General features: G+C 70.6%; 21 protein-coding genes, 1 other RNA gene and 1 pseudogene. 17 read left to right on the plus strand and 6 right to left on the minus strand.

The window, feature by feature from the left end:
• Window positions 1–109 precede the first annotated feature (109 nt).
• Window positions 110–1,456 carry a DUF222 domain-containing protein gene (locus QM779_RS03275; RefSeq protein ID WP_428531543.1) on the minus strand — a complete coding sequence of 449 codons (1,347 nt, stop codon included), beginning with the start codon at window positions 1,454–1,456 and terminating at the stop codon, window positions 110–112.
• Window positions 1,457–1,686: 230 nt separating this feature from the next.
• Here QM779_RS03275 and QM779_RS03280 point away from each other — a divergent pair.
• Together QM779_RS03280 and QM779_RS03285 are read left to right on the plus strand one after the other, a co-directional pair.
• Window positions 1,687–2,658: pseudogene (locus tag QM779_RS03280) on the plus strand (integrase core domain-containing protein); the annotation flags it as partial.
• Window positions 2,659–3,070: 412 nt separating this feature from the next.
• On the plus strand, window positions 3,071–4,435 hold the full coding sequence (locus QM779_RS03285) for a hypothetical protein (protein WP_428531546.1): 1,365 nt from the start codon (window positions 3,071–3,073) through the stop codon (window positions 4,433–4,435).
• Between the two features lie 26 nt (window positions 4,436–4,461).
• Here QM779_RS03285 and QM779_RS03290 read toward each other — a convergent pair whose 3' ends face one another.
• Together QM779_RS03290 and QM779_RS03295 are read right to left on the minus strand one after the other, a co-directional pair.
• Window positions 4,462–5,328 carry a hypothetical protein gene (locus tag QM779_RS03290; protein ID WP_428531549.1) on the minus strand — a complete coding sequence of 289 codons (867 nt, stop codon included), beginning with the start codon at window positions 5,326–5,328 and terminating at the stop codon, window positions 4,462–4,464.
• Window positions 5,328–5,552: a hypothetical protein gene (locus QM779_RS03295; protein ID WP_428531552.1), complete on the minus strand. Its 225-nt coding sequence runs from the start codon at window positions 5,550–5,552 to the stop codon at window positions 5,328–5,330. Before QM779_RS03295 ends, QM779_RS03290 begins: the two co-directional genes overlap by 1 nt.
• Window positions 5,553–5,824: 272 nt before the next feature.
• Here QM779_RS03295 and QM779_RS03300 point away from each other — a divergent pair, with 272 nt between their 5' ends.
• The 8 genes from QM779_RS03300 (at window position 5,825) to QM779_RS03335 (ending at window position 16,957) form a co-directional block, all read left to right on the plus strand.
• Window positions 5,825–7,813, plus strand: a complete 1,989-nt coding sequence (locus QM779_RS03300) for a S8 family serine peptidase (protein ID WP_428531555.1) — start codon at window positions 5,825–5,827, stop codon at window positions 7,811–7,813.
• Between the two features lie 37 nt (window positions 7,814–7,850).
• Window positions 7,851–9,962, plus strand: a complete 2,112-nt coding sequence (locus QM779_RS03305; RefSeq protein ID WP_428531557.1) for a RecQ family ATP-dependent DNA helicase — start codon at window positions 7,851–7,853, stop codon at window positions 9,960–9,962.
• Window positions 9,963–10,379: 417 nt separating this feature from the next.
• Window positions 10,380–11,489 (plus strand): peptide chain release factor 2, encoded by a 1,110-nt coding sequence (gene prfB, locus QM779_RS03310; RefSeq protein ID WP_428531560.1) that lies wholly within the window; start codon window positions 10,380–10,382, stop codon window positions 11,487–11,489.
• 116 nt (window positions 11,490–11,605) lie between these two features.
• Window positions 11,606–12,292, plus strand: a complete 687-nt coding sequence (gene ftsE / locus QM779_RS03315) for a cell division ATP-binding protein FtsE (protein WP_428531563.1) — start codon at window positions 11,606–11,608, stop codon at window positions 12,290–12,292.
• A 36-nt stretch (window positions 12,293–12,328) separates the two neighbouring features.
• Window positions 12,329–13,234 (plus strand): permease-like cell division protein FtsX, encoded by a 906-nt coding sequence (gene ftsX / locus QM779_RS03320; RefSeq protein ID WP_428531566.1) that lies wholly within the window; start codon window positions 12,329–12,331, stop codon window positions 13,232–13,234.
• 84 nt (window positions 13,235–13,318) lie between these two features.
• Window positions 13,319–14,530: a peptidoglycan DD-metalloendopeptidase family protein gene (locus QM779_RS03325; protein WP_428531569.1), complete on the plus strand. Its 1,212-nt coding sequence runs from the start codon at window positions 13,319–13,321 to the stop codon at window positions 14,528–14,530.
• A gap of 85 nt (window positions 14,531–14,615) precedes the next feature.
• Window positions 14,616–15,092, plus strand: coding sequence for an SsrA-binding protein SmpB (smpB, locus tag QM779_RS03330; protein ID WP_428531572.1), 477 nt, complete (start codon window positions 14,616–14,618; stop codon window positions 15,090–15,092).
• Complete coding sequence (locus QM779_RS03335; RefSeq protein ID WP_428531575.1) at window positions 15,089–16,957, plus strand: DUF2207 domain-containing protein; 1,869 nt, start codon at window positions 15,089–15,091, stop codon at window positions 16,955–16,957. The genes smpB and QM779_RS03335 overlap by 4 nt, the downstream gene beginning before the upstream one ends.
• 130 nt (window positions 16,958–17,087) lie before the next feature.
• On the opposite strand, the gene QM779_RS03340 is transcribed toward QM779_RS03335, so the two are convergent.
• Window positions 17,088–17,456 (minus strand): FKBP-type peptidyl-prolyl cis-trans isomerase, encoded by a 369-nt coding sequence (locus tag QM779_RS03340; protein ID WP_428531578.1) that lies wholly within the window; start codon window positions 17,454–17,456, stop codon window positions 17,088–17,090.
• 100 nt (window positions 17,457–17,556) lie between these two features.
• Here QM779_RS03340 and ssrA point away from each other — a divergent pair.
• The 6 genes from ssrA to QM779_RS03370 all read left to right on the plus strand — a co-directional run bounded on the left by ssrA (window position 17,557) and on the right by QM779_RS03370 (window position 23,495).
• Window positions 17,557–17,924: a transfer-messenger RNA gene (ssrA, locus tag QM779_RS03345) on the plus strand.
• 173 nt (window positions 17,925–18,097) lie between these two features.
• Window positions 18,098–18,655, plus strand: coding sequence for a YqgE/AlgH family protein (locus tag QM779_RS03350; protein WP_428531581.1), 558 nt, complete (start codon window positions 18,098–18,100; stop codon window positions 18,653–18,655).
• A 90-nt stretch (window positions 18,656–18,745) separates the two neighbouring features.
• Complete coding sequence (mtrA, locus tag QM779_RS03355) at window positions 18,746–19,459, plus strand: MtrAB system response regulator MtrA (RefSeq protein ID WP_428531584.1); 714 nt, start codon at window positions 18,746–18,748, stop codon at window positions 19,457–19,459.
• Window positions 19,459–21,027 (plus strand): MtrAB system histidine kinase MtrB, encoded by a 1,569-nt coding sequence (gene mtrB, locus QM779_RS03360; RefSeq protein ID WP_428531587.1) that lies wholly within the window; start codon window positions 19,459–19,461, stop codon window positions 21,025–21,027. The genes mtrA and mtrB overlap by 1 nt, the downstream gene beginning before the upstream one ends.
• The gene (locus tag QM779_RS03365; protein WP_428531590.1) at window positions 21,011–22,753 is read left to right on the plus strand and encodes a GerMN domain-containing protein; all 1,743 of its coding nucleotides are present in this window, start codon (window positions 21,011–21,013) and stop codon (window positions 22,751–22,753) included. Before mtrB ends, QM779_RS03365 begins: the two co-directional genes overlap by 17 nt.
• 49 nt (window positions 22,754–22,802) lie before the next feature.
• Entirely contained in the window at window positions 22,803–23,495 is a 693-nt protein-coding gene (locus QM779_RS03370) for a ComF family protein (RefSeq protein WP_428531593.1), read from the plus strand.
• A gap of 38 nt (window positions 23,496–23,533) precedes the next feature.
• On the opposite strand, the gene QM779_RS03375 is transcribed toward QM779_RS03370, so the two are convergent.
• Both QM779_RS03375 and QM779_RS03380 read right to left on the minus strand, forming a co-directional pair.
• Window positions 23,534–23,872, minus strand: coding sequence for a P-II family nitrogen regulator (locus QM779_RS03375; RefSeq protein ID WP_428531596.1), 339 nt, complete (start codon window positions 23,870–23,872; stop codon window positions 23,534–23,536).
• Window positions 23,869–25,254, minus strand: coding sequence for an ammonium transporter (locus tag QM779_RS03380; protein ID WP_428533046.1), 1,386 nt, complete (start codon window positions 25,252–25,254; stop codon window positions 23,869–23,871). Before QM779_RS03380 ends, QM779_RS03375 begins: the two co-directional genes overlap by 4 nt.
• 268 nt (window positions 25,255–25,522) lie before the next feature.
• Between QM779_RS03380 and hpf the strand changes: the two genes are divergently transcribed.
• The gene (hpf, locus tag QM779_RS03385; RefSeq protein ID WP_428531599.1) at window positions 25,523–26,146 is read left to right on the plus strand and encodes a ribosome hibernation-promoting factor, HPF/YfiA family; all 624 of its coding nucleotides are present in this window, start codon (window positions 25,523–25,525) and stop codon (window positions 26,144–26,146) included.
• Window positions 26,147–26,373 lie beyond the last annotated feature (227 nt).

Below are 26,373 nucleotides of genomic sequence, written 5' to 3' on the forward strand. Positions count from 1 at the left end.
CCGCTGCGTCGTCGAGATCCCGGCTTCCGCCGGGATGACAGGCTTGCTGGGTCGTCGGCCTGGTGGCGCGGGGATCGCGGGCTTCGCCTGGACGACAGGGTGGGGGTGGTCATCCCGGGCTTGACCCGGGATCCCGGCCTGATCGCAGCCGGAAGCGGGCGTGCTGTCGCGGTCTTCGTTGTCGGTCGACGTAGTCGGGCGGGAGGACTTCGGGGAGTCCGTCGTCGCGGAGCCGGATCTCCCAGCGGTGGATGGTGGGCTGGTGGGGTGGCTCGACGATGCCGTGGTGGTGCGGGCAGACGAGGACGAGGTTCGACAGCGCCGTGTGGCCGCCGTTCCACCAGGGCCGGATGTGGTGGGCGTGGCAGTCGGCGGGAGCCTTGTCGCAGCCGGGGAAGGCGCAGCCGCGGTCCCGGGCCTCGAGAGCCGCGCGGATGGGGCCCGTGACGAGGCGCTGGGTGCGTCCGACATCGAGGGGTTCGGACGCGCCGCCGAGCACCGCGGGCAGCACGTCGGCGTCGCAGGCCAGCTTCCGCAACACGGAGGCGGCCACCTGCTCTCCGGCGCCGAGCAGGCCGGCGTCCACGCACTTCTTGTGGAGCTTGTCGTAGTCGAGCAGCACCACGACGCGGGGCCGGTCGCCACCCTGGCTGGGCGCGAGAGCCTGCTGGGAGTGCGCGTGGACGAGGGCCATCAGGCCGTCGGCGCGGCGCTGGCCGCGGCTCGGGACGGTCTGGTGGGGGTCGAGCGCTTCGAGCGCCCGCTTCTGCTGGGCGGCGTGGGCGTCGACGAGGCGGATGAGTAGTTCGGCGTCCACGGTCGGCAGCGAGCCCTTCAGGTCGGTGGTGCCGTGGCCGTCGTGGTGGAACTGCAGGTACCGGTTCCGGACGGCGAGTTCGTGCTCGCGTTCGAGCCTTTGGGCGTCGGACTCCTCGGCGACGTCGGGGGCCAGCACCTCCAGCAATCGCCGGGACAGGGTTGCCAACTCGGCCGAGTTGAACTGGCCGGCGTAGCCGACCATCAGCTGCTCGGCCTCGCACACGGCTCCGGCGGGCAGGTCGTCAGGGAGGTCGATCAGGACGCGGCTGATCGATCGCGCCTGCTGGGGGAGCACGGCCCCATCAATAGTCGCCGCTGCGAGGTGGGGGAAGGCTTCGAGGTCGCGGCCCGCATACAGGAGAGCGGACGCCTCACGCCGGGTGAGCCTCGTGGTGTCGGCCAGCCACGACGCGGCGCCCGTCCCGTGGGCGTGCTCTGCGGCCTCTGCGCGCACCACCTCTCCCGCCAGACGCTGGGCCAGCGCGGTGCACCGTCCCGCGACCTGCACGGCCGCCTGCAGCATCCCGAGCAGGTCGGTGTCGGTGGCGAGCCGTCGGCCGTCGTGGTCGACCGCGTCCAGCAGCGCCGAGACGTCAGCCAGCACCTCGCCGGTCGATCGCACGCTCGTCGCTTCCATGTGTCCAGCCAATCACCCGGCTCTGACATTTTCGTCCCGGATTGCCGCATGCATGGCCTTATGAAGCTGAGAAAATGCTATAAAAAACGAACGGAAAAGCGACTATGACGAGGACGCGCCGAGGCGCAACGAGTGTCATCTCTCAGGACATCGGTGACGGTTCTGCGTCAGGACATCGGTGACGGTTCCGGGGTTCTTGGTGGTGACACTTCCTCGGCAGGGTTGGCCGGATGGCTGCCAACGACCCCATCGATCCTGTTGTCCGTCTCGCGATCGCCGAGTGGCCCGACGACGCCCCTCGTGGTGCGGTGTCGACGTTCTGTGCCGAGCACGGAATCTCGCGCAAGTCGTTCTACGAGCTGCGCAAACGGGCACGGGTCAACGGGCAGGCGGCGGTCCTCGAACCGAGGTCGCGGCGGCCGAGGTCGTCCCCGACGCGGCTGAGCGAGCAGGTGAAGGCGCAGGCGGTCGCGGTCCGCAAGGTGCTGGAGTCCTCCGGGTTGGATCACGGCCCGATCAGCGTGCACGACAAGATGACCGCGATGGGCCTGCCGGTGGTGCCCTCCACCGCAGCGTTGGCCCGCATCTTCCGCCAGGCCGGCGTGGCCCGGGCCGAGCCGAAGAAGAGGCCACGGGCCGCGTGGCGCCGGTTCGTCTATCCGGCACCGAACGCGTGCTGGCAGCTCGACGCGACCGAGTACGTGCTCACCGGTGGCCGAAAGTGTGTGGTCTTCCAGCTGATCGATGACCACTCCCGCTACGCGGTCGCCTCCCACGTCGCCTGGAGCGAAACCTCCGCTGCGGCGATCGCGGTGGTCGACAAGGGCATCGCCGCCCACGGCGTCCCCCAACGCCTCCTCAGTGACAACGGTGCCGCGCTCAACCCGTCCCGGCGCGGTGTCACCGGACAACTCTTCACCCACGTGACCCGGATGGGCATCCACGCGATCACCGGCAAGCCCTACAAGCCGACCACCCAGGGCAAGAACGAACGCTTCCACCAAACCCTGTTCCGCTGGCTCGACGCCCAACCCCTCGCCGAGTCCCTGGCGGAACTGCAAGCCCAGGTCGACACCTTCGACCGGATCTACAACACCCAGCGGCCCCACCAAGGCCTGCCCGGCCGGGTCACCCCCGAGACCGCCTGGCTCGCCACTCCGAAAGCCGCACCACCCCGCCCCCTGACCAGCCAGCCGACCCCTCCCCGCCCCCGCAAGCGACGCCGACCCGCACCGGCGCCCGACCTGCCCGCCGGCACCGTGATCCGCCACCTGACCAGCCAAGGAACCTTCGGACTCGACAACGTCCGATACCTCGTCGGCCCCGAACACGGCCTCGCCGAAGTCCTCGTCCAGCAACACGACGACCAGATCACCGTCATCGACCACAACGGCGAGATCCTCCTGGAAACCACCCGACCAGCGGCCGGGGTGACCTACGTCGGCCGGACCCGCAGCACCCACCGAACGTCACCGAAGTCCTGACACACGATCCGTCACCGATGTCCTGATGCTGAACTGTCACCGCTGTCCTGAGACATCACACCGAGGCGCAACGAGGCGCAACGACCCCTGGATCAGTCGCGAGCCGCGCTGGCCTCTGTACTATCCGCGCATGCGGGGAGAGGAGCAGGACGTGGCAGCGTTTGTCGACCTGGTCACCCACGGGCTCGGGCTCGACGTGACGAGCGATCGCACGGCTGCCCGGTCTGCGTGCGTCGGCGGCATCACCGTGGAGCTCCTGCTGCACGAGGCGGAGGATGATCTGCCCAGCCCCGCCGAGTGTCCGGGCTCCCTTGGCAAGGTCTCAGCGACCCGGGCCGCGCCGTGCGTCGAGGTGATTCTTCACCTCAGTGACTCGGAGGCTTCGTGGACGCTGCGTCTGGAGGAGCTGGCCGAGGACGACGCCTTGCGGCGCCGGCAGGCTGCCTCGCTGCGCGGGACCATCGAGGGGGTGGCGTCCCTGGAAGGGATCGCCGAGCGCGCTCTCCGGGAGGCGGTGTCCGCCCGGGTGCTGCCGGCAATGTTCGCCGGACTTCCCGAGCCTTCCCTGGGATTCTTCCCGGGTGAGGAGTGGATCGGCCTCTACGTGGAGGCCTGGCACAGGCTGGGCCAGCCCATCTCACCGGAATGGGTGGAGTCCGTGGACCGGCGCCTCGAACAGTTGGGCTCATCGCTCCCGCTCGAAGCGAGGGTTCAGCTGTCCCGTGCGCTGTGGCGAGCCTCTGTCTGCTACATCGCCCACAGTGGACGCGACGTCCTGGATCCGCCCGTCTTCGCCGAGCCGGATCAGGGCGGGCCTCTCGGTCGGGCGGATTCGGACGAGGACCCGGGAACCAACGCCCACCGGGCATTCCTCGCTGCGGCAGTTCGCGGCCGGAACCTTGTCCGGCCGCCGTACCGGCCCACAGCCGCGGAGGCCGTTGCCCTGATCGAGCACGACCAGACGCAATGCCTCTTGAACGTCGTTGTCGAGGGAGGGTTCGCCCGCGTCGGCTTTCGCGCCCAGCTCAAGCAGGGCTGGATCGGGAAGGACTTCCCGCCCATCTTCTCCCACACCGAACGTGTGAGGATCGCCGACCTCGTCGACGCTCCGGTCGCTGCAGTGTTGGGCGAACGCCTTCGCGCCATGGATGACGCCTGGTCGTCGCGTCGGGCAATCTCCCGGACGGCGGAGAGTGAGGCGTCCGGCAGGACCGCACTGTTCCGTCGCGGCGCGCCCCCTGACAACCCGTGGCCCGTCTTCTACGTCCTGTCGGAGGCGCTCGAGGGTCGTCGAGTCACGCCACGCTGGATCGAGGGCATCGCTGGCAGGTTCGGCGGTTGGGCTGCCACCGCGGCGGGACCGTCCGACAGTCTGGCTGCCGCACTCGCCGACCTGCAGGCTCGCGAGTCCGCCGCGTACTTCGGGTTGATCGCCATGGCGGCTCAGAACGGCCTCATTCCGACCAACAAGCCCCACGCCTTCGCCGATCGTTGACGTGCGCCCCCCGCCACGCCGCCCGCTCACTCGACGGCGACCGGCTCCACCCGCGAGGACGCGGCGACCGCGTCGCACACCTTCGCCAGCGGCCACAGCTGGAACAGGTCGTGGTACATGGCCATCACGGGGAAGGTGACGGCGAGCAGAGCGCTGCCCAGCCACAGGTGCACGTCGAGGGTGCCGGACGCGCCGCCGGGCGCGGGGACGTCCGGCGTGAGCGCCGGCTGCAGGAGCAGGAAGAGCTGCGCGAGCGCCGTACCGACGACCGCGGCGATCCCGGCGCTGGCCAGCCCACGAGGGACGCCGCTGAGCCGGGCGGTGAGGGATCCCTTGAGGATCGTCAGCACCACCACCGTGCCGAACATGAACGGCACCGGCACCGTGACCATGAACGTGTCGGGGCTGATCCCGAGTACCCGGGTGCCGAGGAGGTAGGTCCCGATCCCCACGCCCAGCACGAGCACCGTCCAGACAAGGCCGAGGACGGGCTGGCGCATGACCCGCGGGAACCGGGTCAACGGCCACAGTTCGAGGTGCAGGAACAGGAAGATCGTCGCCAGGCACGTGACACCGCCGACCAGCCCGTCCCACGCCGGGAGCGGTCCGGACGGGTCCATGCCGGCGGAGAACGACTGCCCGGCGAAGACCGAGAAGTCGAAGGTGCGCAGCAGCAGCCCGGTCAGGGCGTACGCGGCCACGATCAGCCCGATGCCCCCGACCACCGTGTTCCGCCCGAGGGAGAACGGCCAGCCGCCCCACACCACGTCCAGCCAGAAGCAGATGACCACAGAGAGGATGATGCCGAACGCGAGGAACGGCGTGTCACCCCTGCCCCCGCCGATCGTCGCGGCGAGCACCGCGTAGGAGACGCCCGCAACCACGGCCGCCATCAGCAGCAGGCCGATGCCCCGCCACGGTTGCGCCCATCCGGCGACCGGACGCGGCCCTTCCAGAACGAGCCGACGACCACCGTGAACGGGATCGAGCACATCGTCACGTTCGCCACCACGCCACCCAGCGCGGCGTACGTCCACGGGGCGATCGCCAGCAGCGAGACCACGACGGTCGCTGCGGTCGCGATGATGCCCAGCCAGGGTTGCCGGAGTCGAGCCATGATGCCTTTCGGGACGGGGGAGCGCAGGAACCGCCCCACGGGTGGCACCGGGACGGAAGCTAGCGGCGCGGAACTGGATCAGCCACGCCGGATCCCGCATAGCTGGCGGCACAGGCGCCGCACAGAGCGGACGTTGCCCGGCCAAAGCTCCCTCACCGCGCCCTCCAAGACTCGCTGACAAGGGGTGATGGATGCCGTGTTCGCGTGGACGGACACCGTCTCGCGTGCCATCATCGACAGCGATCCCCCCACTGCAGGAAGAAGAACCGGCAATGCCCCGACGCTCGATGGTCGCCACCGCGGCCGCACTGGCCCTCATCGGCGTGGCGCTGCCCGCCACCCCCGGTTACGCCGAAGGGAGCCGGGACGACACCCCGGCCCTGGGCGTCCGTACCCCTGACCGCACCGCCACCGGACGCACCACCACCTCGCGCACCAACACGATCATCGTCACCTTCGATCGCGACCAGTCCCACCCGTCCCGCGCGGGCAGGGACGTGGTCGCCCAGGCCGCCGAGACGGTGGCCGGCGCTGAGGTCACGAAGGTCCAGCCGATCACCGACGACACCGTCGCGGTCACCCTCGACACCTCCCTCACCGCCGACCAGCAGGCCGAGGTCGGCACCAGGGTCGAGGACGTCGACGGCGTCGCCGCCGCAGAGCCGTCCGTGACCTTCCGTCCCACCTCGACCGACGACACCTACTACGACTACCTGTGGAACCTGGCCTCCGGCAGCTCCTACGGCGTGGACGCCGAGGACGCCTGGCCCGCCACCACCGGTTCCGGCGTCGTCGTCGGCGTGGTCGACACCGGGATCACCGCCCACCCCGACCTGACCGGCTCCCGCTCCTCGATCACCGGCGGCAATGTGGTGGCCGGCTACGACTTCATCTCCGACTCCTCCACCTCCGGCGACGGTGACGGCCGCGACGCCGACCCCACCGACGAGGGCGACTACTGCACGAGCGACGGCACGGATTCCTCCTGGCACGGCACCCACGTCGCCGGGATCGTCGCCGCGATCCGCAACAACAGCGAAGGGGTCGTCGGCGTCGCGCCCGGGGCGAAGGTGCAGCCATTGCGCGCGCTCGGGAACTGCGGCGGGGAGACCGCCGACATCATCGCGGCCCTGCGCTGGGGCGCGGGCCTGACCGTGAGCGGGATCACCGCGACCAACCCCACCCCCGTGGACGTGCTGAACCTCTCGCTGGGCGGCACCGGCACCTGCTCGACAGCGATGCAGAACGCCATCAACGACGTGGTGGCCGCCGGTGCCACGGTCGTCGTGGCCGCGGGCAACGACGGCACGTCGCTGTCCACCTCCACCCCGGCCAACTGCCAGAACGTGATCCGGGTCACCGCGACCTCCCACGGCGGGACGCGGGCGAGCTACAGCAACTACGGGACGTCCAGCTACCCGGCGACCGTCGCCGCACCGGGCGGAACGGGCGCGAGCCAGACCGACGCCACGGCGTGGATCGTCTCGACCTGGAACAGCGGCACCACGACCGCCGGGGACCCGTCCTACGTCGGCATGGCCGGCACCTCGATGGCTGCACCGCACGTCAGCGCGACCATCGCCCTGCTGAAGTCGCTGGACCCCGCCCTCACCCCCGCCCAGCTCACCGCCATCCTCACCGACACCGCCACCCCGCTGTCGAGCACCTGCAGCACCGCGAAGTGCGGCGCCGGCATCGTGGACGCCGCGGCCGCCGTCAGTGCCGAGTCGGCGATGCTCGCCGGCTTCACGGCGAAGGTCACCGGCACGGCGAAGGTCGGCACGGCGCTCACCGCGACGATCACGCCGAGCTCCTCCGCCACCACGACCAGCTACCAGTGGCTCAGGGACGGCACGGCGATCAGCGGGGCCACGTCCCGGACCTACACCGCCGTGGCGAAGGACGCGGGCACCACGCTCTCCGTGCGCGCGGAGGTGAGCATCGGCTCGGTCTCCGACACCGTGACCGCCAGCGCCGGCACCGTGGCGAAGGGCAGCTTCACCCGCAAGACGTCCCCGTCCACCAGCGGCACGTTCAAGGTCGGGAGGACCGTGACGGCGAAGAAGGGAACCTGGTCGCCCACGCCCACGTCCTACAGCTACCGCTGGCTGCGGGCAGGGTCGGCGATCAAGGGCGCCACGAAGTCCACCTACACGCTCACCAGGGCGGACAAGGGCCGGAAGATCTCGGTCACGGTCACGGTCTCACGCGGCGGCTACACCACCACGTCCTGGACCACGAAGGCGAAGAAGGTGGGCTGACGCCGGCGTTGTCGGTGCGACGACGTAGCCTGCCGGGATGAGCGGTACCGAGGACTTCGATGCGGCGGCACTCGCCGTTCTGCGCCGCCTGGTGGGCAGCGACGACGCGACGTTCCACGACGGCCAGCGGGAGGCAATCGCGGCCCTCGTCGTGCGGCGGCAGCGGGCCCTGGTCGTGCAACGGACGGGCTGGGGCAAGTCGGCCGTCTACTTCGTGGCGACCTCCCTGCTGCGGGCCGCTGGCGCGGGGCCGACCGTGATCGTCTCCCCGCTCCTGGCGCTGATGCGCGACCAGATCGCCGCCGCCACGCGCGCGGGCGTCCGCGCTGTCGCGATCAACACGGCCAACGCCACCGAGTGGGGCGAGGCCTACGCAGCCCTGGAGGCCGACGAGGTCGACCTGCTGCTGGTCAGCCCCGAACGGCTGAACAACCCGACGTTCCGCGAGGAACAACTGCCTGCGCTGGCCGCCCGGTGCGGTCTGCTCGTCGTGGACGAGGCGCACTGCATCAGCGACTGGGGCCACGACTTCCGTCCCGACTACCGCAGGATCCGCGACCTGCTCGCCACCCTTCGCCCCGACGTGCCGGTGCTCGCCACCACGGCCACGGCGAACGCCCGGGTGGTCGACGACGTCGTCGAGCAGCTGGGTGCCGGCGGGCACGAGGTGGTCACCATCCGCGGCGGCCTGGCCAGGGACTCCCTGCGGCTGGGCGTGCTGAAGCTGCCCTACGAGGAGACCAGGGTGGCCTGGCTCGTCGCGCACCTGGCGGACTTCACCGGCAGCGGCATCATCTACACGCTCACCGTCGCGCAGGCCGAGGACCTGGCCGCGCTCCTCGTCCGTCAGGGTCACGCGGTGGCCGCCTACACCGGCCGCACCGAGCCCGCCGAGCGGGAGGAGCTGGAGGCGCGCCTTCGGGACAACCGGGTCAAGGCGCTCGTGGCGACCTCGGCGCTGGGGATGGGCTTCGACAAACCGGACCTCGGCTTCGTCATCCACCTCGGGGCGCCCAGTTCCCCGGTGGCGTACTACCAGCAGGTGGGCCGGGCCGGACGCGCGGTCGAGCGCGCCGACGTCCTGCTGCTGCCCACGCCCGCCGACCGGGACATCTGGCACTACTTCGCGACCGCGTCGATGCCGTCGCGCGCCGCCGCGCAGGCCGTGATCGGCGCGCTCACCGACGCGGGCCGGCCGCTGTCGACGGCGGCGATCGAGCCACTGGTGGACCTGCGCAGGGCCCGCCTCGAACTCCTGCTGAAGGTGCTCGACGTCGACGGGGCGGTGACCCGCGTCCGCGGCGGCTGGCAGGCCACGGGCGAGCCGTGGACCTACGACGCCGAGCGGTACGAGCGGGTGGCGCTCGCCCGCACGCGCGAGCAGCAGCTGATGCGGGACTACCTCGACGCCCCGGGCTGCCGGATGGCGTTCCTGCAGCGGACGCTCGACGACCCCGACCCCCGTGACTGTGGTCGGTGCGACCGCTGCGCGGGACCCTGGTACGCCGCCTCGGTGGGCGACGCCGAGGTCGGAGCCGCCCGGGCCGACCTCGACCGGGTGGGGGTGGAGGTCGCCCCCCGCAGCCTGTGGCCGACGGGAATGGCGAACCTCGGTGTGCCCGTGTCGGGACGGATCGCCGCCGGTGCGTCGGCCGAGCCGGGCAGGGTGCTGGCGCGGTTCACCGACCTCGGCCTCGGCCAGCGGCTGCGCGAGCTGACGGCCTCTCCCGACGGACCGGTCCCCGACTGGGTGCACGCGCCCTGCGTCCGCGTGCTCCGGGAGTGGGACTGGGCGCAGCGACCCGTCGCCGTGGTGGCGGTGCCGTCCCTGCGCCACCCGCAGCGGGTCGCCTCACTGGCCGCGGGGATCGCCCGCGCCGGCCGTCTGGTCGATCTCGGCAGCCTGGAGCTCACCGGCGACCCGGAGTGGGAGGAGCCCGCGGCCAACAGTGCCTACCGGCTGCGGCAGGTGTACGGGCGGTTCCGGCTCGGCCCGGCCCAGGCGGAGTGGCTGGCCGCGACGCCCGGCCCGGTGCTGCTGGTGGACGACGTCGTGGATTCACGCTGGACGATGACGGTTGCCGGCGGGCTGCTCCGCGAGAACGGGGCGACCGGGGTCCTGCCTTTTGCGCTCGCAGCGCTCGGTTGACGGAATCCGCGGGTAATCGGGCCTCGAATAGGCGACCGCCCCGAAAAGGGGGAAAGCCCGCCACGAACCCGGGGGTTCTGCGGGCACTGCCGGGGGGCAGCCAGTCCAGTTCGGGGGGAACCGGAGCTGATATGAGACTCGGGTTCGGGGGGAACCGCTTGCCTCGTTCAGAACTTTATTCAGGTCCACCGCCGTCGTGCAAGTAGTTTGCCCAGCCATTTTTCGGGGATTTCTCAGGGTCCCCCGGAATGGTGACAAACCCCGGTCACTCCTAGTGGGGACACGGTCGGTCGGGCGAGGGTGGACGTTTCCGGATATCCGCCAGAAATGCGCTCGGGAATGTCACCCGGGAAGGGGACACCGACGTCGGGAAGCCGGTCCGGGCGGCGCGTACGCGGTGGCGTAGAGTTGTCCCTCGTGACTGCCGCAGACCTCCAGGCCGACCTGGCCGTCCTCGACCGGACCCTGACCTCCATCGAGGCCGTGATCGACCCCGCATCGAAGCGCGCCGAGATCGCGGAACTCCAGGAGCAGGCCGCGGCCCCCGACCTGTGGAACGACCAGGAGAACGCGCAGCGCGTGACCTCACGGCTCTCCCGCCTCCAGGCAGAGGTGGACCGCGTCGCCGCGCTGCGCGGCCGCGTCGACGACCTCGGCGTCCTGATCGAACTCGCCGTGGAGGAGGACGATCCCGGGACACTGGCCGAGGCGCAGAAGGAGTACAAGGCGCTGGCGGGCGACATCGAGGCGCTCGAGATCCGCACGCTGCTCTCCGGCGAGTACGACCAGCGCGACGCCCTCGTGACCGTCCGCTCGGAGGCCGGGGGCGTGGACGCCGCCGACTTCGCCGCGATGCTGCTGCGCATGTACCTGCGCTGGGCGGAGCGCCACGGCTACTCCACCGAGGTCTACGACACCTCCTACGCGGAGGAGGCAGGCATCAAGTCGGCCACCTTCACGGTGCGGGAGCCGTTCGCCTACGGGATGCTCTCGGTCGAGCAGGGGACGCACCGGCTGGTCCGGATCTCTCCCTTCGACAACCAGGGCCGCCGCCAGACGTCCTTCGCCGGCATCGACGTGCTCCCCGTGACGGAGGAGACCGACCACATCGACATTCCGGAGCAGGACATCCGGGTGGACGTGTTCCGCAGCTCCGGCCCCGGCGGCCAGAGCGTGAACACCACCGACTCGGCCGTCCGGATCACCCACCTCCCGACCGGCCTGGTCGTGTCCTGCCAGAACGAGAAGTCCCAGCTGCAGAACAAGGCTGCAGCCCTGCGGGTCCTGCAGTCACGGCTGCTGGAGCGTGCGCGGGCCGAGAAGGAGGCCGAGATGCGCGAGCTGAAGGGCGAGGGCGGGAACTCCTGGGGCTCCCAGATGCGCTCGTACGTCCTGCACCCGTACCAGATGGTCAAGGACCTGCGCACGGACTTCGAGGTGGGCAACCCGGACGCGGTCTTCGACGGCGACATCGACGGCTTCATCGACGCCGGCGTGCGCTGGCGTCGTCAGCAGGGGGACCGTTGACACGCCGGGGGATGGCGGCGGTGACGCCCGGGGGTTCGCCTAAACTCCCCCTGAGACCGGCCTCAGCCATCGTTGAGGAAATGTCCCCACTGCCTACCCGGTCGGTGTGAGCAACTGTGATCAGATTCGAAGACGTCTCCAAGACCTACGACGGCCAGACGCGTCCCGCGCTGAAGAACGTCACCGTGGAGATCGCCAAGGGCGAGTTCGCCTTCCTCGTCGGTGAGTCCGGCTCCGGGAAGTCCACCTTCCTGCGCCTGATCCTGCGGGAGTACCTGCCCTCGTCCGGGCACATCCACGTCGCGGGGAAGGACCTGAGCCGGCTGCACAGCTGGAAGGTGCCCGCGCTGCGACGCCAGATCGGCACCGTGTTCCAGGACTTCCGGTTGCTGCCGGGCAAGACCGTCAACGAGAACGTGGGGTTCGCGCTCCAGGTGATCGGCAAGCCCACGTCGTTCATCCGCAAGGTCGTCCCCGAGACCCTCGAACTGGTGGGCCTCGGCGGCAAGGGCGACCGGCTCCCCGAGGAGCTGTCCGGCGGCGAGCAGCAGCGGGTCGCGATCGCGCGCGCCTTCGTGAACCGTCCCGCGATCCTCATCGCCGACGAGCCCACCGGCAACCTCGACCCCAACACGAGCATCGGCATCATGAAACTGCTCGACCGGATCAACCGGTCGGACACCACCGTGATCATGGCCACCCACGACGCGAACATCGTGGACCAGATGCGCAAGCGCGTGATCGAACTCGCCGGCGGCGAGGTCGTCCGCGACCAGAGCAAGGGCGTTTATGGCTATCAGTGAACAGCGACGACGGGACGGCCGGACGGGGGTGACCCGGTGAGGCACACCTTCAGCGAGGCCTGGTCGGGGCTGCGACGCAACGCGTCCATGACCCTGGCCGTGATCGTGACCATGTGGGTGTCGCTCACCCTGTTCGGCGCCGGCCTCCTGGTCGCCCAGCAGGTGGAGCGGCTGAAGGACGACTGGTACGACAGGGTAGAGATCAGCGTGTTCCTGTGCGTCGCGGACTCCCGCGGTGGCAACTGTGTCGAGGGCGAGGGCGCCACGGACGCCCAGCGCAGCGACATCGAGCAGACGCTGAAGAGCAACCCGGAGGTCGCCGAGGTCTTCTACGAGACCAAGGAGCAGGCCTACCAGCAGTTCCGCGAGTACTACGCCGACAACGACCCGATCCTGCAGTCGACCACCGTCGACATGATGCAGGACTCGTTCCGGGTGAAGCTGAAGGACCCGGAGGAGTACCAGGGCGTGGTCTCCGCGGTGAGCGGCATGCCCGGTGTGGAACAGGTGCAGGACCTGCGCAAGATCCTCGACCCGATGTTCGCCTGGCTGAACCTCGCCCGGTGGGCGACGGTGGGGCTCAGCGTGCTGCTGCTGCTCGCCGCGGCCCTCCAGATCGGCAACACCATCCGGCTGGCCGCCTACTCCCGGCGCAGGGAGATCGGCATCATGCGGCTGGTCGGCGCGTCCAACTGGTACATCATGCTGCCCTTCCTGCTGGAGTCGCTGATCGCGGCTGTCGGTGGCGCGGTGATGGCCTGCCTCACCCTGGCGGCCGTCCAGCAGTTCGTCGTGGTCGGCCGTGCCGAGGCGGAGATCCAGACGATCCGGTGGATCGACTGGGGGAATGTGGGGTGGGCCATGGCGTGGCTCGCGATCCTGGCCGTCGTTCTTTCTATCATTCCTACATTGATCGCGACCCGGAGGTTCCTCCGGGTCTGACCAGACAAGAACCGATTGGGGCAACTCGTGCAGGTGTCTTCCCCCACCGCACGCGGACCCCGGGGTAGCCGCCTCGGCCCGCTGGTGAACACTGTCAGGACAACGACGGTCGCAGCACTGCTGCTGGCCCTGGTCTTCGGGCTGAGCCCGACGGCCGGCGCCGAGGACCTCAAGGACGCCAGGGACAAGGTGCGCAAGGCGCTGGTCCAGGCGAAGAAGGACGTGTCGTCGGACACCAAGGCGGTCCGGACGGCCGCGGAACGGCTGAAGGACTCCGAGTCCGCCCTGGCCAGGGCGAGGTCGGAGCTGGCCTACGTGCAGGACAAGCTGGCGACCGCGCAGGAGAAGGACGCGGCGGTCGCCGCCGACCTCACGGTCGCCCAGGCGGCCTTCGACACCGCGGCGGCAGCGGTCGTCCACGCGCAGGCGGACGTGGACCAGCAGCGGGCGCTGGTCGGCGTGGCGGTGCGCACGGCCTACCAGCAGCACACCGACCTGCAGGGCATGACCGTGGTGCTCGGCACGGACTCCGCGTCCGAGCTGGCCGACCGCGTGCAGTGGGCGAACACGATCTTCGACACCTCCACCGCACGCCTCGACCGACTCAGTGAGTTGCAGGCCGGGCTGGAGACCGCCCGCGCCGCGCGGGCGGACGCCGAGGCGACCCTGACCGACCGCAAGCAGGCGAGCGCCGCGCAGGTCGCGGAGGTGAAGAGGCTCACCGCCGAGGCCGCGTCCCGGAAGGCCGACCTGGCGGACCTGGTCGTCGAGAACCGCGCGCTCAAGGCGAAGGCGACCGACGAGCTCGAGTCGAGCAGGGCGCAGTACCGGAAGCTGGAGAAGCAGGAGGCCAGGATCACGGCCAGGCTGCGCAGGGACAGCTACGACATCGTCAACCGCGGCGGCTTCATCAAGCCGGTGAATGCCCCGGCCGGCTCGGGCTTCGGGATGCGGCTGCACCCGATCCTGCACTACTGGCGGATGCACTGGGGCACCGACTTCGGGGCGGCCTGCGGTGCGCCGATCCGGGCGATGGCGAACGGGAGGGTCATCTCGGCCGGCTGGACCACCTACGGCTTCGGCAACTTCACCCTGATCAGCTACGGGCACATGAAGGGTGCGCAGCTGGTCAGCGGCTACGCCCACCAGTCGAAGATCATCGTGCACGCGGGGCAGCACGTGAAACAGGGCCAGATCGTCGGCTACGTCGGCACCACGGGCCTGAGCACCGGCTGCCACCTGCACCTGCAGATCTATCGCAACGGCGTGCGCGTGAACCCGATGAACTACCTCTGATTCGGGGACGCTCGCTCCCGCTCGGCGGGGATCCGTCGCTTGGTAGGCTGGCCCGACGGGTGAGTCGCGGGGGAGAGGAGCCGTCATGCCACGACCACAGGGCCGGATCATGGTGGCGCAGAACCGCAAGGCGCACCACGACTACCACATCCACGACCGGTTCGAGGCCGGGATGGTGCTCACCGGCACGGAGGTGAAGTCGCTGCGGGCCGGACGCGCGTCCCTGGCGGACGCGTTCGCCACCGTCGACGACGGCGAGGTGTGGCTGCGCAACGCCCACATCCCCGAGTACGCCTTCGGCACGTGGAAGAACCACGCCACCCGCAGGAACCGGAAGCTGCTGCTGCACCGCAAGGAGATCGCCAAGCTCGAGCGGGAGACGACCGCGTCCGGCAAGACCATCGTGCCGCTGGCGATCTACTTCTCCGACGGGTACGCCAAGGTCGAGATCGCGATCGCGTCCGGCAAGAAGGACTGGGACAAGCGGCAGACCATAGCGGCCAGGGACGCCGACCGCGAGGCCCGGCGGGAGCTGGCCGCCCGGAACCGGGGCGAGCGATGAGCCGGCGGGCGCCCGGCCGATGGCTGGCAGCGCTCGCCGCCCTGCTCCTCACCGGCTGGATCCTGGTCGGCGCTGCGCCGACCGCCCACGCGGCGTCGGCGGACGTCTTCGACTCCTTCGACGTGGTCGCCACCCTCGACGCCGATGGCTACGTGCACGTCAGCGAGACGATCGTGCTGCGGTTCGGGTCGTCCTCGGGGCGCCACGGGCTCGAACGGACGTTGATCACCCGCGAGCCCGACGACAAGACCCACGACGTCGTCTACGAGATCGACCAGGTGCAGGTCACCAGTCCGACGCCAGGGGTGTCGACCGAGCTGGACACGTCCGACCAGGGCAGTGGACGCAACACCTACCTCCGGATCCGCGTCGGGTCCTCCGATCGCACGGTCTCCGCCAGCACCGCCACCTACGTGCTGTCCTACCGCGTGCTGGGCCTGGTCCGCACGTCCGGGAGCTACGACGAGCTCTACTGGGACGTCACCGGCGCCTCCATGCCGACCATCACGAAGGCCACCGCGCAGATCACCGTCCCCGGCGGGGCGACGGACGTGTTCTGCTCCGTCGCGCTGCCGGGGCAGACCGGCGCCTGCGCGAAGGACACGGTCAGCAACGGGGTCGCGCAGTTCGCCGCGTCCGACATCCCGAGCGGCGAGGTGATGACCGTGTCGGTGAAGATCGGGCCCGGCCTGGTCACCCACAACACGCCCATCCAGGTCGAGAACGCCGAGACGGCGGCGCAGCGCCAGGCCGCGTGGGCATTCGGAGGTTCGGTCGCCGGCGCCGCCCTCGTCCCGTTCATCGGCTGGTGGTACTCGCGCCGCCGAACCCGCGACTACCGCTGGGACGGACTGCCCCCGGGGAGCTTCCCCGCCCGCGGCCAGCAGGTGGCGGAGGTGCTCTCGGACCCGCGGATCGAGATCCCGGTCTCCTTCGCGCCGCCCCGCCTCGGGGTGGCGGAGGCCGGGCTGCTGATCGATGGTGAGACGCAGGTGCGGGACACCACCGCAGCACTGGTCAGCCTCGCGGTGGCCGGAGCGATCCAGCTGCGCAGCGACGACACCCAGCAGGTCCGGCTGGTCGACCCGTCCCGGGCGCCGGACGCGACGAGTGCCCTGGTCCTCGCCGAACTGTTCCCTGCGGGCAGCCGTCCCGGCAAGGTGGTCGACCTCGGCGAGCCGGGGACGCTGTCGGACGCGCACGAGCGCGTGCAGCGGGCGGTGCTGGCCCGCGCCACTCAGGAGCAGTGGTTCGCCAGGTTGCCCGGCGCGTCCGGCGGCCTGGGCTGCGGGATCGGCGGCCTGCTGTTCCCTGTGCTCACCGTCGGGATCGTCGGCAGCGCGTTCCTCGGCAGTTGGCTGCTGATCGCGCTCCCGCTGCTGATCTCGATCGCGATCACGTCCTACGTGCTGCAACGAAGGCTCCGGCGCGGCCAGCGCACCGCCTACGGGCGCGCGCTGACCGACCAGGTCGAAGGGTTCCGCACCTACATCGCCACCGCGGAGGCCGAGCAGTTGCGGTTCGAGGAGGGCGAGGACATCTTCAGCCGCTACCTGCCGTGGGCCATCATGTACGACCTCACCGAGCGGTGGACGCAGGTGTGCCAGCGGCTCGTCGAGCTCGGCCGGATCCCCGACGTGCCCCCGGCCTGGTACTACGGGACCAGCTGGAACCTGAACAGCTTCGCGTGGCAGCTGAACACGTTCGACAGTTCGGTGGCGACGTCCATCGCCACCCCGGCACCGTCCTTCGGCGAGTCCGGCTTCGGCAGTGGCGGCTCGGCGTTCGGTGGCGGCGGTGGCTTCGGGGGTGGCGGCGGCTTCTCCGGCGGCGGTGGCGGCGGCGGAGGCGGCGGCAGCTGGTAGCTCCGCGACCCCGGCTGGAAGACAAACGCTCCCGAAAGGCACAGACGCTCCCGAAGTTCCGGGAGCGTCTGCGAGTTTCGGGAGCGTGTGTGGGGGACGGGTCCCCGGTGGGACGGGTGGGACGCCGCGGCTACTTCACGCCGACGAGGTCACAGACGAAGATCAGGGTCTCGCCCGGGCCGATCACGCCGCCGGCGCCACGGTCCCCGTAGGCCAGGTGCGGCGGGATGACGAGGCGGCGGCGTCCGCCGACCTTCATGCCGACCAGCCCGTTGTCCCAGCCGGTGATCACGCGACGCGCGCCGAGCGGGAAGACCAGGGGCTGGCCGCGGTCGTAGCTCGAGTCGAACTCCTCGCCGGAGGAGAAGGCGACGCCCACGTAGTGCACGGCGACGGTCCTGCCGGGGGCGGCCTCGGGGCCGGTGCCCTCCTCGATGTCGACGATCTCCAGGTCGGTCGGTGCGGGACCCTCGGGCGGGTCGACGAACGGTTTCTCCATGCGCCGCACCCTACCCGAGCCGGTCGCCCCGCCTGTCGTGTATGATTGTGAGGCTGGGCGGGCATCCGTCCGGCAACAATTGAACAGCGTTGACCCACTTGGGGGTGACTGGTTTCGACTTGGGACGGTAGTTCCAGGAGAAGCGGGCCGAGGATCCGGGGACATCTCGTTAACGACTCCCGGAAACCAATAAGTGCCAATACACAGCGCACTGACTTCGCTCTGGCTGCCTGATCAGCTAACGAAGGGTCAGCCCGGACGCGCCTTCCGTCCGGATCCTGGCCTCATCTAGAAGGCTCACCTTCCTGACCTCGTTCCAGGGTCAGGAGGGGACATTCATGGAACTGGGCTTGTTCACCACGTGCTGACGCGAGGGTGAGAGCCGAGCAGAACGCCTGGTCAGCTGCGCCCGGAGAATGTCTGGTTCGCCGCTCGAGGACGCGGGTTCGACTCCCGCCACCTCCACCCCTGCCGGGACCTCGGTCCCGGGGAGTCACGGATCGCCGCCCTGCGGCGGTCGGGCCCCGCACGGAGCCGCTCGCGCGGTTCGGTGCGGGGCCTTTGTGCGCCCGGGCCCGGACGCACCCGGACAACGCCGGTGCCGACCGCCGCGGAGATGCCAGACTGGACCCGGAGGTGTGATGCAGAGCTTCGGGGTGGGGGACCTTCTGGTCGCCGGGATCTCGATCACCGACGGCGTCTTCGACGGCACGGTGGTCCTGCTGCTGGACGCGGACGAGTCCGGCACCCTCGGCGTCGTCCTCAACCGGACCACCGACATCGACCTGTCCGGTGCGCTGCCGGCCTGGTCGGACCTCGTCAGCGAACCGCGGGCCCTGTTCGACGGCGGGCCGGTGTCCCAGCAGGGAGCGGTGTGCCTGGCCGAACCGTGGGCCCAGAACGAGGAGCCGCCCGGCTGGCGTCCGGTGTTCGACCGCGTCGGCCTGCTGAACCTCGACACCCCCGTGGAGATCGCCGAGGGCACCTACCGGCACCTGCGGGTGTTCGCCGGCTACGCGGGCTGGGACGCGGGCCAGCTGGAGCAGGAGCTCGAGTTCGAGATGTGGCACGTGGTGACCGCGCAGGCCGGGGACGTGTTCGACCCGGACCCGGCCACCCTGTGGCGACGGGTACTGCGCCGGCAGGGCGGGGAGCTGGCCCTGCTGTCGACCTGGACGGCGTCCGCCGACCTCAACTGATTCCGCCGCCCCGGAGTGCGCGGTCGGCCGGTGCGCCTCCCGGTGCCCGACTAGTATCTTCAGCACCGACGACCAAGGGAGGGCGACAAGGTGAGTGAGGCTCCCCGGGCTTCCGCACCGCGGATCCTGGTGGTCGACGACGACGAGGCCCTTGCCGAGATGCTCCACATCGTGCTGGGTTCAGAGGGGTTCGACGCGCGACTGTGCCACGACGGGGCGTCCGCCCTGGACGCCTTTCGCGACTACCGGCCCGACCTGGTCCTGCTCGACCTGATGCTGCCCGGGAGGGACGGCGTCGACGTGTGTCGCGACATCCGCGCCACCTCCGGCGTCCCGATCGTCATGCTGACGGCCAAGAGCGACACGATCGACGTGGTGGACGGCCTGTCGGCCGGCGCCGACGACTACGTGGCGAAGCCGTTCAAGACCCAGGAACTGATCGCCCGGATCAAGACCAGGCTGCGGCGCCACGTCACCCCGGAGCCCGACGTCGAGAACCTGCGGATCGGTGACCTGGTGATCCGGGTCAACGAGCACACCGTGCGTCGCGGCGAGGAGGAGATCACCCTCACCCCCCTGGAGTTCGACCTGCTGCTGGCGCTGGCTCGGCGGCCGCGGCAGGCCTTCACCCGCGAGGTGCTGCTGGAGGAGGTGTGGGGCTACCGCCACGCGAGCGACACCCGCCTGGTGAACGTCCACGTGCAGCGGCTGCGCTCGAAGGTGGAGAAGGACCCGGAGCGTCCGGAGATCATCGTCACCGTCCGGGGCGTCGGCTACCGGGCCGGTGAGCCCAAGTCGGCCTGATGCGGGGGATCGCCCGGTTCGGGCCGTTCCGGCTGTGGGCACGATCGTTGCCCTTCCGGGTCGTGCTGAGCACGATCGCGGCCGCGATCGTGATCCTCGTCTCCACGGGCTGGTTCCTGATGGACCAGTCCAGCCGGGGCATCATGGACGGTAAGACGCAGGCGAGCGTGGCCGAGGCGTCCGCCGTGGTCGCCGGCATGCAGACCACCCTGTCCACGACCGACTTCCGGACCACGTCGGCCAGCGAGCAGATCAGCAGGCTCGCCAGGGAGGCGGCCAGCCGTGGCCAGGCGGGCAGCCAGTACTTCGTCGTGGTGGAGACCCCGATCTCGCAGATCGGCACGGCGGGGCTCGCCGCCGACAGCATCCCGGACAGCATCCGGCAGGCCGTCGCCAACGGCGACGGCGACGGGCTGTGGAGCACGCCCACCCTGATCCGGTTCACCGACCAGCGCGAGGACGAGCCGGGCCTGGTCGTCGCGGCCAACCTCGACGCCCCCGGGGAGGACCCCTACCCGATCTTCTTCCTGTTCTCGACCAGCCAGGAGCAGCGCACGCTCGCCGTCGTCCAGCAGGCCACGCTGGCCACCGGTGTGTTCGTGCTGGTCGGGCTGAGCGCCACCGTCTACCTGATCGCCCTCCAGGTGCTCCGCCCGGTGCGGGCCGCCCGCCTGGCCGCGGAGAGCCTCGCCGCGGGCCACCTGGAGGACCGGATGGACGTGGTCGGCACCGACGACCTCGCCGCGCTGGCCCGGTCGATGAACCACATGGCCGAGGAGCTGGACAAGAAGATCACCCAGCTCCAGAACCTGTCGCTGGTCCAGCAGCGCTTCGTGTCCGACGTGTCCCACGAGCTGCGGACGCCGATGACGACGATCCGGATGGCCGCCGAGGTGCTGCACGCGCACCGCGCCGACTTCGACGCGGCGTCCCGGCGGTCCAGTGAGTTGCTGTCGGCCGAGCTCGACCGCTTCGAGGGCCTGCTCACCGAACTGCTGGAGATCTCCCGGTTCGACGCCGGGGCCGCCGAATTGGCTCTCGACGACGTCGACCTGGTCGCCCTCGCCGGCGACGAGGTCAACTCCCTGCAGCGGCTCGCGGAGGGCACGGGCAGCGTGATCTCGCTCGACGCGGACGGTCGGTGCGTGGCCGAGGTCGACGGACGCCGGATCCGCCGGATCCTGAGGAACCTGGTCACGAACGCCATCGAGCACGGCGAGGGACGGCCGATCACCGTCCACCTGCGCAGCGACGACCAGGCGGTCGCGATCGCCGTCCGCGACCACGGCGTGGGGTTCTCCGCCGCCGAGGCGGGGCAGGTGTTCAACCGGTTCTGGCGTGCCGACCCGTCCCGTGGCCGCCGGGTCGGAGGGACCGGGCTCGGCCTGTCGATCTCGCTCGAGGACGCCCGGCTGCACGGCGGCTGGCTGAACGCCTGGGGGCGGCCCGGGCTCGGTGCCCAGTTCCGGCTCACCCTGCCCCGCAGGGCGGGCGAGGAGTTGCACGGCTCGCCGTGGCCGGTCGTCCCCCCTGATGTGAAGGACATGACCCGTGTCGCCGTCCGGTAGCCGACCCCGCCCGCGCCGCGGTGGTGCGGCAGCGCTGGCGTGTGCCCTCGTCGTGCTCAGCGGTTGCGCCACCGTCCCCACCAGCGGTGACGTCGCCCACCACACCCCGCAGGCCAGCGGGGTGAACTCGGGCGTCCAGGTCGACCCGCTGCCCCCGGCGGACGGGGCGAGCCAGCTGCTGGTCGTGGAGGGCTTCCTGCACGCGATGGGCACCTACCAGCCCGACTACCGGGTGGCCAGGCAGTACCTCACCGAGGCGGCGAGTGCGACCTGGGACCCCGAGTCCGGGGTGCAGGTGTACGCCGACGGCTCCCCGCCGACGGAGACCGAGCAGTCGGTCGTGCTGTCGGCGCGGGTCACGGGCAAGGTGGACGCGGCCGGCACCTACACACCCGTCGGCAACGACGCGCCGCCGCTGCGCCAGGACTTCGGGCTGGTCAAGAACAGCGCCGGCCAGTGGCGGATCTCCAGCCCTCCCGCCGGCCTGCTCGTCTCCCGGTACGCGTTCACGACGGGATTCGTGGCAGTGACCCTCCACTTCACGGACCCGGCCGGCTCGGTCCTGGTGCCCGAGCCCCGGTTCTTCGCCGCCGGCGACCAGGCACTGGAGGCCGCCGTGAACGCGCAGCTGGCCGGGCCGGGGGCCTGGCTCGCCCCTGCCGTCCGGAAGACGGAGACCAAGGGGCTCACCGTCGACGCGGTCGAGGTCGACTCCACGGGCATGGCGGAGGTCGAACTCGGCGGCGACACCGGCCGGCTGACGAGCGACGAGAAGCGCACGCTGCTGGCGGAGCTGACCTACACGCTGTCCGGGTTCAGCCAGGTCAGCACGGTCCAGGTCACCGCCGACGGGGAGGCCTGGCGCGACGACGCCGGCCAGTCGGTGGTGCGCACGGACTCCTTCGCGGGGCTCGCCCCCGTCGCGGCCTCGTCGCCACGGACCCTCTTCGTGGTCAAGGACCGCAAGGTGCAGCGGCTGAAGGACATGACCGACTGGGACGACCTCGCAGAGGTGTCGGCGTCGCTGGCCCATCCCGAGCAGGTGGCGGTGAACGCCGACCTCAGCGAGGTGGCCGCCACCTCCCAGTCCGCGACGCGGCTCCAGGTGGCACGGACCGACTCCGACAAGGTGACCCTGCTCCGCACGGGCGCGGGCCTGCTGCGTCCGGACTATGCCAGGGACGGCGAACTGTGGTCGCCCGCCGAAGCCGGCGTGGCGTCGCTGCAGGTGTTCAAGGGCGAGCAGCGGCTCAAGGTCACGCTGGGCGCCGAGCCCGTCCCCACCCTCAAGGTGCGGGCACTCTCGCTGTCCCCGGACGGCACCAGGGTGGCGCTGATCCTCGCCGACGGCAGCCAGACCCGGCTCGGCCTGGCCACGGTGGAGCGCGGGGACGGCGAGGTCACGGTCAGCGGCTGGAGACCTCTGGACCTCTCGGTCGTCACCGGCAGCTCCGGCACGGCGATCGACGTCGGTTGGGTCACCGCGACCGAGCTGGTGGTGCTGCAGGCCAGCGACGAGGGCACCAACGTGTTCCGGGTGAGCCAGGACGGGGCGAGCTCCACCGACATCGGCCCGAGCGAGAACCTCACGCTCAGCCAGCTCGCCGTGGTGCCCCAGCGCCCGGTGGCCGCGCTGAGCCCCACCGGCAACGTCTACCGCCGCGACGGCGAGTTCAACTGGAACCTCGCCATCGCCTCTGTGGATGCGGTGGCCTGGTCGGGCTGACCCTGTGGACGGATGACCGGTTCGCCTCGTCGCTGCCGAGGATGTCGGTGTGCGCGTCGCGGACGTGGTGGGTTCGGCAGCCGAGCTGGTGCTCGGCGCCTGCTGCGCGGGCTGCGGGCGACCGGGCCCCGGCCCTTGCGTGGGCTGCGTCCGACGCGTGCGAGGGGTGCGTCCGTTCGTCGTCCCGTTGCTGCCGCCCGGTCTTCCCGACGTGTTCGCCGCGGGCAACTACGAGGACAGCCTGCGGCGGCTCCTCCTCGCGGCGAAGGAGCGCGGAGCGCTCGGCCTCGTTCCCGTCCTCGGTGAGCGGCTGGCCGCGGCGGCCGCCGCTGCGGTGTTGGCCGGGGGGACGGCGGAGCCGGTGGTGCTCGTCCCCGTGCCCACCGTCGCGGCGCACGTCGCCGAGCGTGGGCTCGACCTCACCCTCGCCCTCGCGCGGGTGGCGGGCACCCGGCTGAGGGCGGCGGGGCTGGGGGTGCGGGTCTGGCCGGGCCTGCGGATCCTCCGGCGTCCCGCGGACCAGTCCGGGCTCGGCAGAGGAGAGCGCCTGGCCAACCTGGCCGGGGCGTTCGTGGCGCGGAGTCCCCCGCAGGGACGCCTGGTCGTGGTGGACGACATCGTGACGACGGGCGCGACCCTTGCCGAGGCGGTCCGGGCGTGCGCCCTCGCGGGAGCCCTGCCGGCCGGTGCGGCGACGGTCGCCGCCACGCCGCGTACGGGCGTGAGAAGGGGCGCCCGGTGAGACCGGGCGCCCCCTGGGGTGATGATGTTGGGACCGGGTCAGACGGCCGTGCTGCCGCTCTCACCGGTGCGGACCCGGACGACGGTGTCGACCGGAACGATCCACACCTTGCCGTCCCCGACCTGCCCGGTGCGGGCCGCCTGGACGATGACGCCGGTGAGCGCCTCCGCCTCCTCGTCCTCGACCAGGACCTCGAGCCGGACCTTGGTGATGAAGTCGATGGTGTACTCCTCGCCGCGGTAGACCTCGACGTGACCCCGCTGGCGCCCGTAGCCGGACACCTCGCTGATGGTCATGCCGCCCACACCGTGGCGCACCAGCGCCTTCTGCACGGTCTCCAGCATTTCGGGCTGGATGATCGCGGTAACCAGTTTCACTTGGAAGCTCCCGTCTTCGTCGCGGCCTCGTCGAGGTCGTCCTTGGTGAGCACGAGCGTGCGCTGCACCTTGTTGGTGTAGTAGACCGGGCTGAGGTCGTAGCCGGCCTCGGAGTGCTCGGCCAGGTCGATGCCCGACAGCTCGTCGGCCGCGCTGATCCGCCAGCCGATGGTCTTCTTGATCAGCAGGGCGATCAGGTAGCTGAGCACGAAGGCGTAGATCGCCACGGCGATCGCGCCGACGGCCTGGCGCCAGAGCTGGTCGACACCGCCGCCGTAGAACAGGCCGGCCTTGCCCGCCGGGCTGGACGGATCGGCGAAGAAGCCGATCAGCAGGGTGCCCGCCATGCCACCGACGAAGTGGACGCCGACCACGTCGAGCGAGTCGTCGTAGCCCAGCTTGTACTTCAGGCCCACGGCGTAGGCGCACAGGGCGCTGGCGATGCCGCCGACGAAGATCGCACCGACCGGGCTCACCGAGCCGGCGGCAGGGGTGATCGCGACCAGACCGGCCACGACACCGGAAGCGGCACCCAGCGAGGTCGGGTGACCGTCACGGAGCTTCTCCACCAGCAGCCAGGCGAGCATGGCGGCCGCGGTGGCGACCATCGTGTTCACCCAGGCCACGGAGGCCGTGGTGCCCGCGCTCAGCGCGGAGCCGGCGTTGAAGCCGAACCAGCCGAACCACAGCAGGCCGGCGCCGAGCATGACGAGCGTCATGTTGTGGGGACGCATCGGCTTGGTGCCGAAGCCGATCCGCGGGCCGAGGACGAGGGCGAGGGCGAGGCCGGAGATGCCCGCGTTGATGTGGATCGCGGTGCCACCGGCGAAGTCGATCACGCCGAGCCAGTTGGCGATCCAGCCACCGTGGGTGCCGGTGAAGCCGTCGAAGGAGAACACCCAGCCGGCGACCGGGAAGTACACCAGGATGCCCCACAGGATCGTGAACAGGGTCCACCCGCCGAAGGACGCCCGGTCGGCGATCGCGCCGGAGACCAGGGCCACCGCGATGATCGCGAAGCAGGCCTGGAAGGCGACGAACGCGAGGGCGGGGAGGGTGCCGGCGGCGGCGTCCGGACTCATCAGGCCCTGCAACCCCGCGTACTGGAACGGGTTGCCGAGGAGACCGATGAAGGTCGGGCCGCCGTCCCTGGTGGCTGCGGCTTCGAAGCCGAACGAGTCACCGAAGGACATGCTGTAGCCGAACAGGACCCAGAGCACACCGATGGTGCCCATGCTGATGAAACTCATCATCATCATGTTCAGGACGCTCTTGGCCCTGACCATGCCGCCGTAGAAGAACGCGAGACCGGGGGTCATCAGCAGCACGAGAGCGGCAGCTGTCAGGACCCAGGCGGTGTCGCCTGCGCTGATTTCCAACATCATGGCGAAAAGGGTGGCCGAGGCCTGTTACGTCCTGATTCATCCGGTGTTACGGGCCGGTTAGGGCGTGTTACAGGCTGGTTGCGGTGCGTCGGGCAGGCACAGGAAGAACACAGGGCGAACCGCTGGAAAACCGGGGGCCCCCCGACTACGTTGGGGCTATGGCACCAAGGCCAGTAACCGGTCCTCGCGGACTGGGAGCGGGGCGGGTGCCTTTGCTGTTTGGGCAAGCCGCGCGCGGTTTGCAGCACCGACCGAGGAGGTAGACATGGACGTCCTGGTTACTGGCCGGCACTGCCAGATCCCTGACGATTTCCGCGCTCGCGTCGAGGACAAGATGGCCTCGATCGAGAAGCTGAAGGACCGGGTGATGCGGGTGGAGGTGCAGGTCTCCGCCTACGGCTACAAGCGACAGCCCGACCAGTCGACCCGGGTGGAGATCACGCTGCGCAGCCGCGGACCGGTGGTGCGGGCGGAGGCCTCGGCGGACGACAAGACGGTCGCCTTCGACCACGCGCTCGACCGGCTCAAGTCGCAGCTGCGGCGCGCGTCCGACCGCCGCAAGACCCACCGCGGGCTGCGCAACTCCGGCAGCGTCGTCGACGTGGTCGAGGGCCTCACCCCCGAGGGCGAGGACGTGCGTCCGGAGATCCGCAAGATCGCCGGCCTCGAGGTGCAGGGCGACGGCCCCCTGGTCGTGCGGGAGAAGAACTTCGACGCCGTCCCGCTCACCCTCGCGCAGGCGCTGGACGAGATGGAGCTGGTCGGACACGACTTCTTCCTCTACGTGGATGCGGAGACCGGCGCCCCCAGCGCGGTCTATCGCCGCCGGGCCTACGACTACGGCGTCATCCACCTCAACGTGGACACCCCGGAGGAGGCCACGGCCTGATCCGACCGCTGCAGTCGGTTTCGTGCCGGCCGCAAGGTGGACGCTTTGTCGCGAGTTCGCCGCAGTAGCGTCCACCTTGTGGTGGACGGGGCTGCGTGCCGCGTCTAGGTGGACGCTTTGTCGCGAGTTCGCCGCAGAAGCGTCCACCTTGTGGTGGACGGCGGCGCGGTGGTCGGGTGCTGTCATCCCGGGCTTGACCCGGGATCTCCGTGTTGGCGCAGCGGTTC

It is taken from the genome of Propionicimonas sp. (assembly GCF_049840635.1).
In the GTDB taxonomy this organism is placed as follows: Bacteria; Actinomycetota; Actinomycetes; order Propionibacteriales; family Propionibacteriaceae; genus Propionicimonas.

What these genes read in the sequence shown, in the direction of transcription:
- QM779_RS03305 (WP_428531557.1), top strand. Translation starts at nt 7,851, where the DNA reads ATGAGCGGTACCGAGGACTTCGATGCGGCGGCACTCGCCGTTCTGCGC.
- QM779_RS03380 (WP_428533046.1), bottom strand. Translation starts at nt 25,254, where the DNA reads ATGTTGGAAATCAGCGCAGGCGACACCGCCTGGGTCCTGACAGCTGCC.
- QM779_RS03340 (WP_428531578.1), bottom strand. Translation starts at nt 17,456, where the DNA reads ATGGAGAAACCGTTCGTCGACCCGCCCGAGGGTCCCGCACCGACCGAC.
- QM779_RS03275 (WP_428531543.1), bottom strand. Translation starts at nt 1,456, where the DNA reads ATGGAAGCGACGAGCGTGCGATCGACCGGCGAGGTGCTGGCTGACGTC.
- QM779_RS03290 (WP_428531549.1), bottom strand. Translation starts at nt 5,328, where the DNA reads ATGGCGGCCGTGGTTGCGGGCGTCTCCTACGCGGTGCTCGCCGCGACG.
- smpB (WP_428531572.1), top strand. Translation starts at nt 14,616, where the DNA reads ATGCCACGACCACAGGGCCGGATCATGGTGGCGCAGAACCGCAAGGCG.
- mtrB (WP_428531587.1), top strand. Translation starts at nt 19,459, where the DNA reads ATGCGGGGGATCGCCCGGTTCGGGCCGTTCCGGCTGTGGGCACGATCG.
- QM779_RS03335 (WP_428531575.1), top strand. Translation starts at nt 15,089, where the DNA reads ATGAGCCGGCGGGCGCCCGGCCGATGGCTGGCAGCGCTCGCCGCCCTG.
- QM779_RS03300 (WP_428531555.1), top strand. Translation starts at nt 5,825, where the DNA reads ATGCCCCGACGCTCGATGGTCGCCACCGCGGCCGCACTGGCCCTCATC.
- hpf (WP_428531599.1), top strand. Translation starts at nt 25,523, where the DNA reads ATGGACGTCCTGGTTACTGGCCGGCACTGCCAGATCCCTGACGATTTC.
- QM779_RS03285 (WP_428531546.1), top strand. Translation starts at nt 3,071, where the DNA reads ATGCGGGGAGAGGAGCAGGACGTGGCAGCGTTTGTCGACCTGGTCACC.
- QM779_RS03295 (WP_428531552.1), bottom strand. Translation starts at nt 5,552, where the DNA reads ATGGCTCGACTCCGGCAACCCTGGCTGGGCATCATCGCGACCGCAGCG.
- QM779_RS03350 (WP_428531581.1), top strand. Translation starts at nt 18,098, where the DNA reads ATGCAGAGCTTCGGGGTGGGGGACCTTCTGGTCGCCGGGATCTCGATC.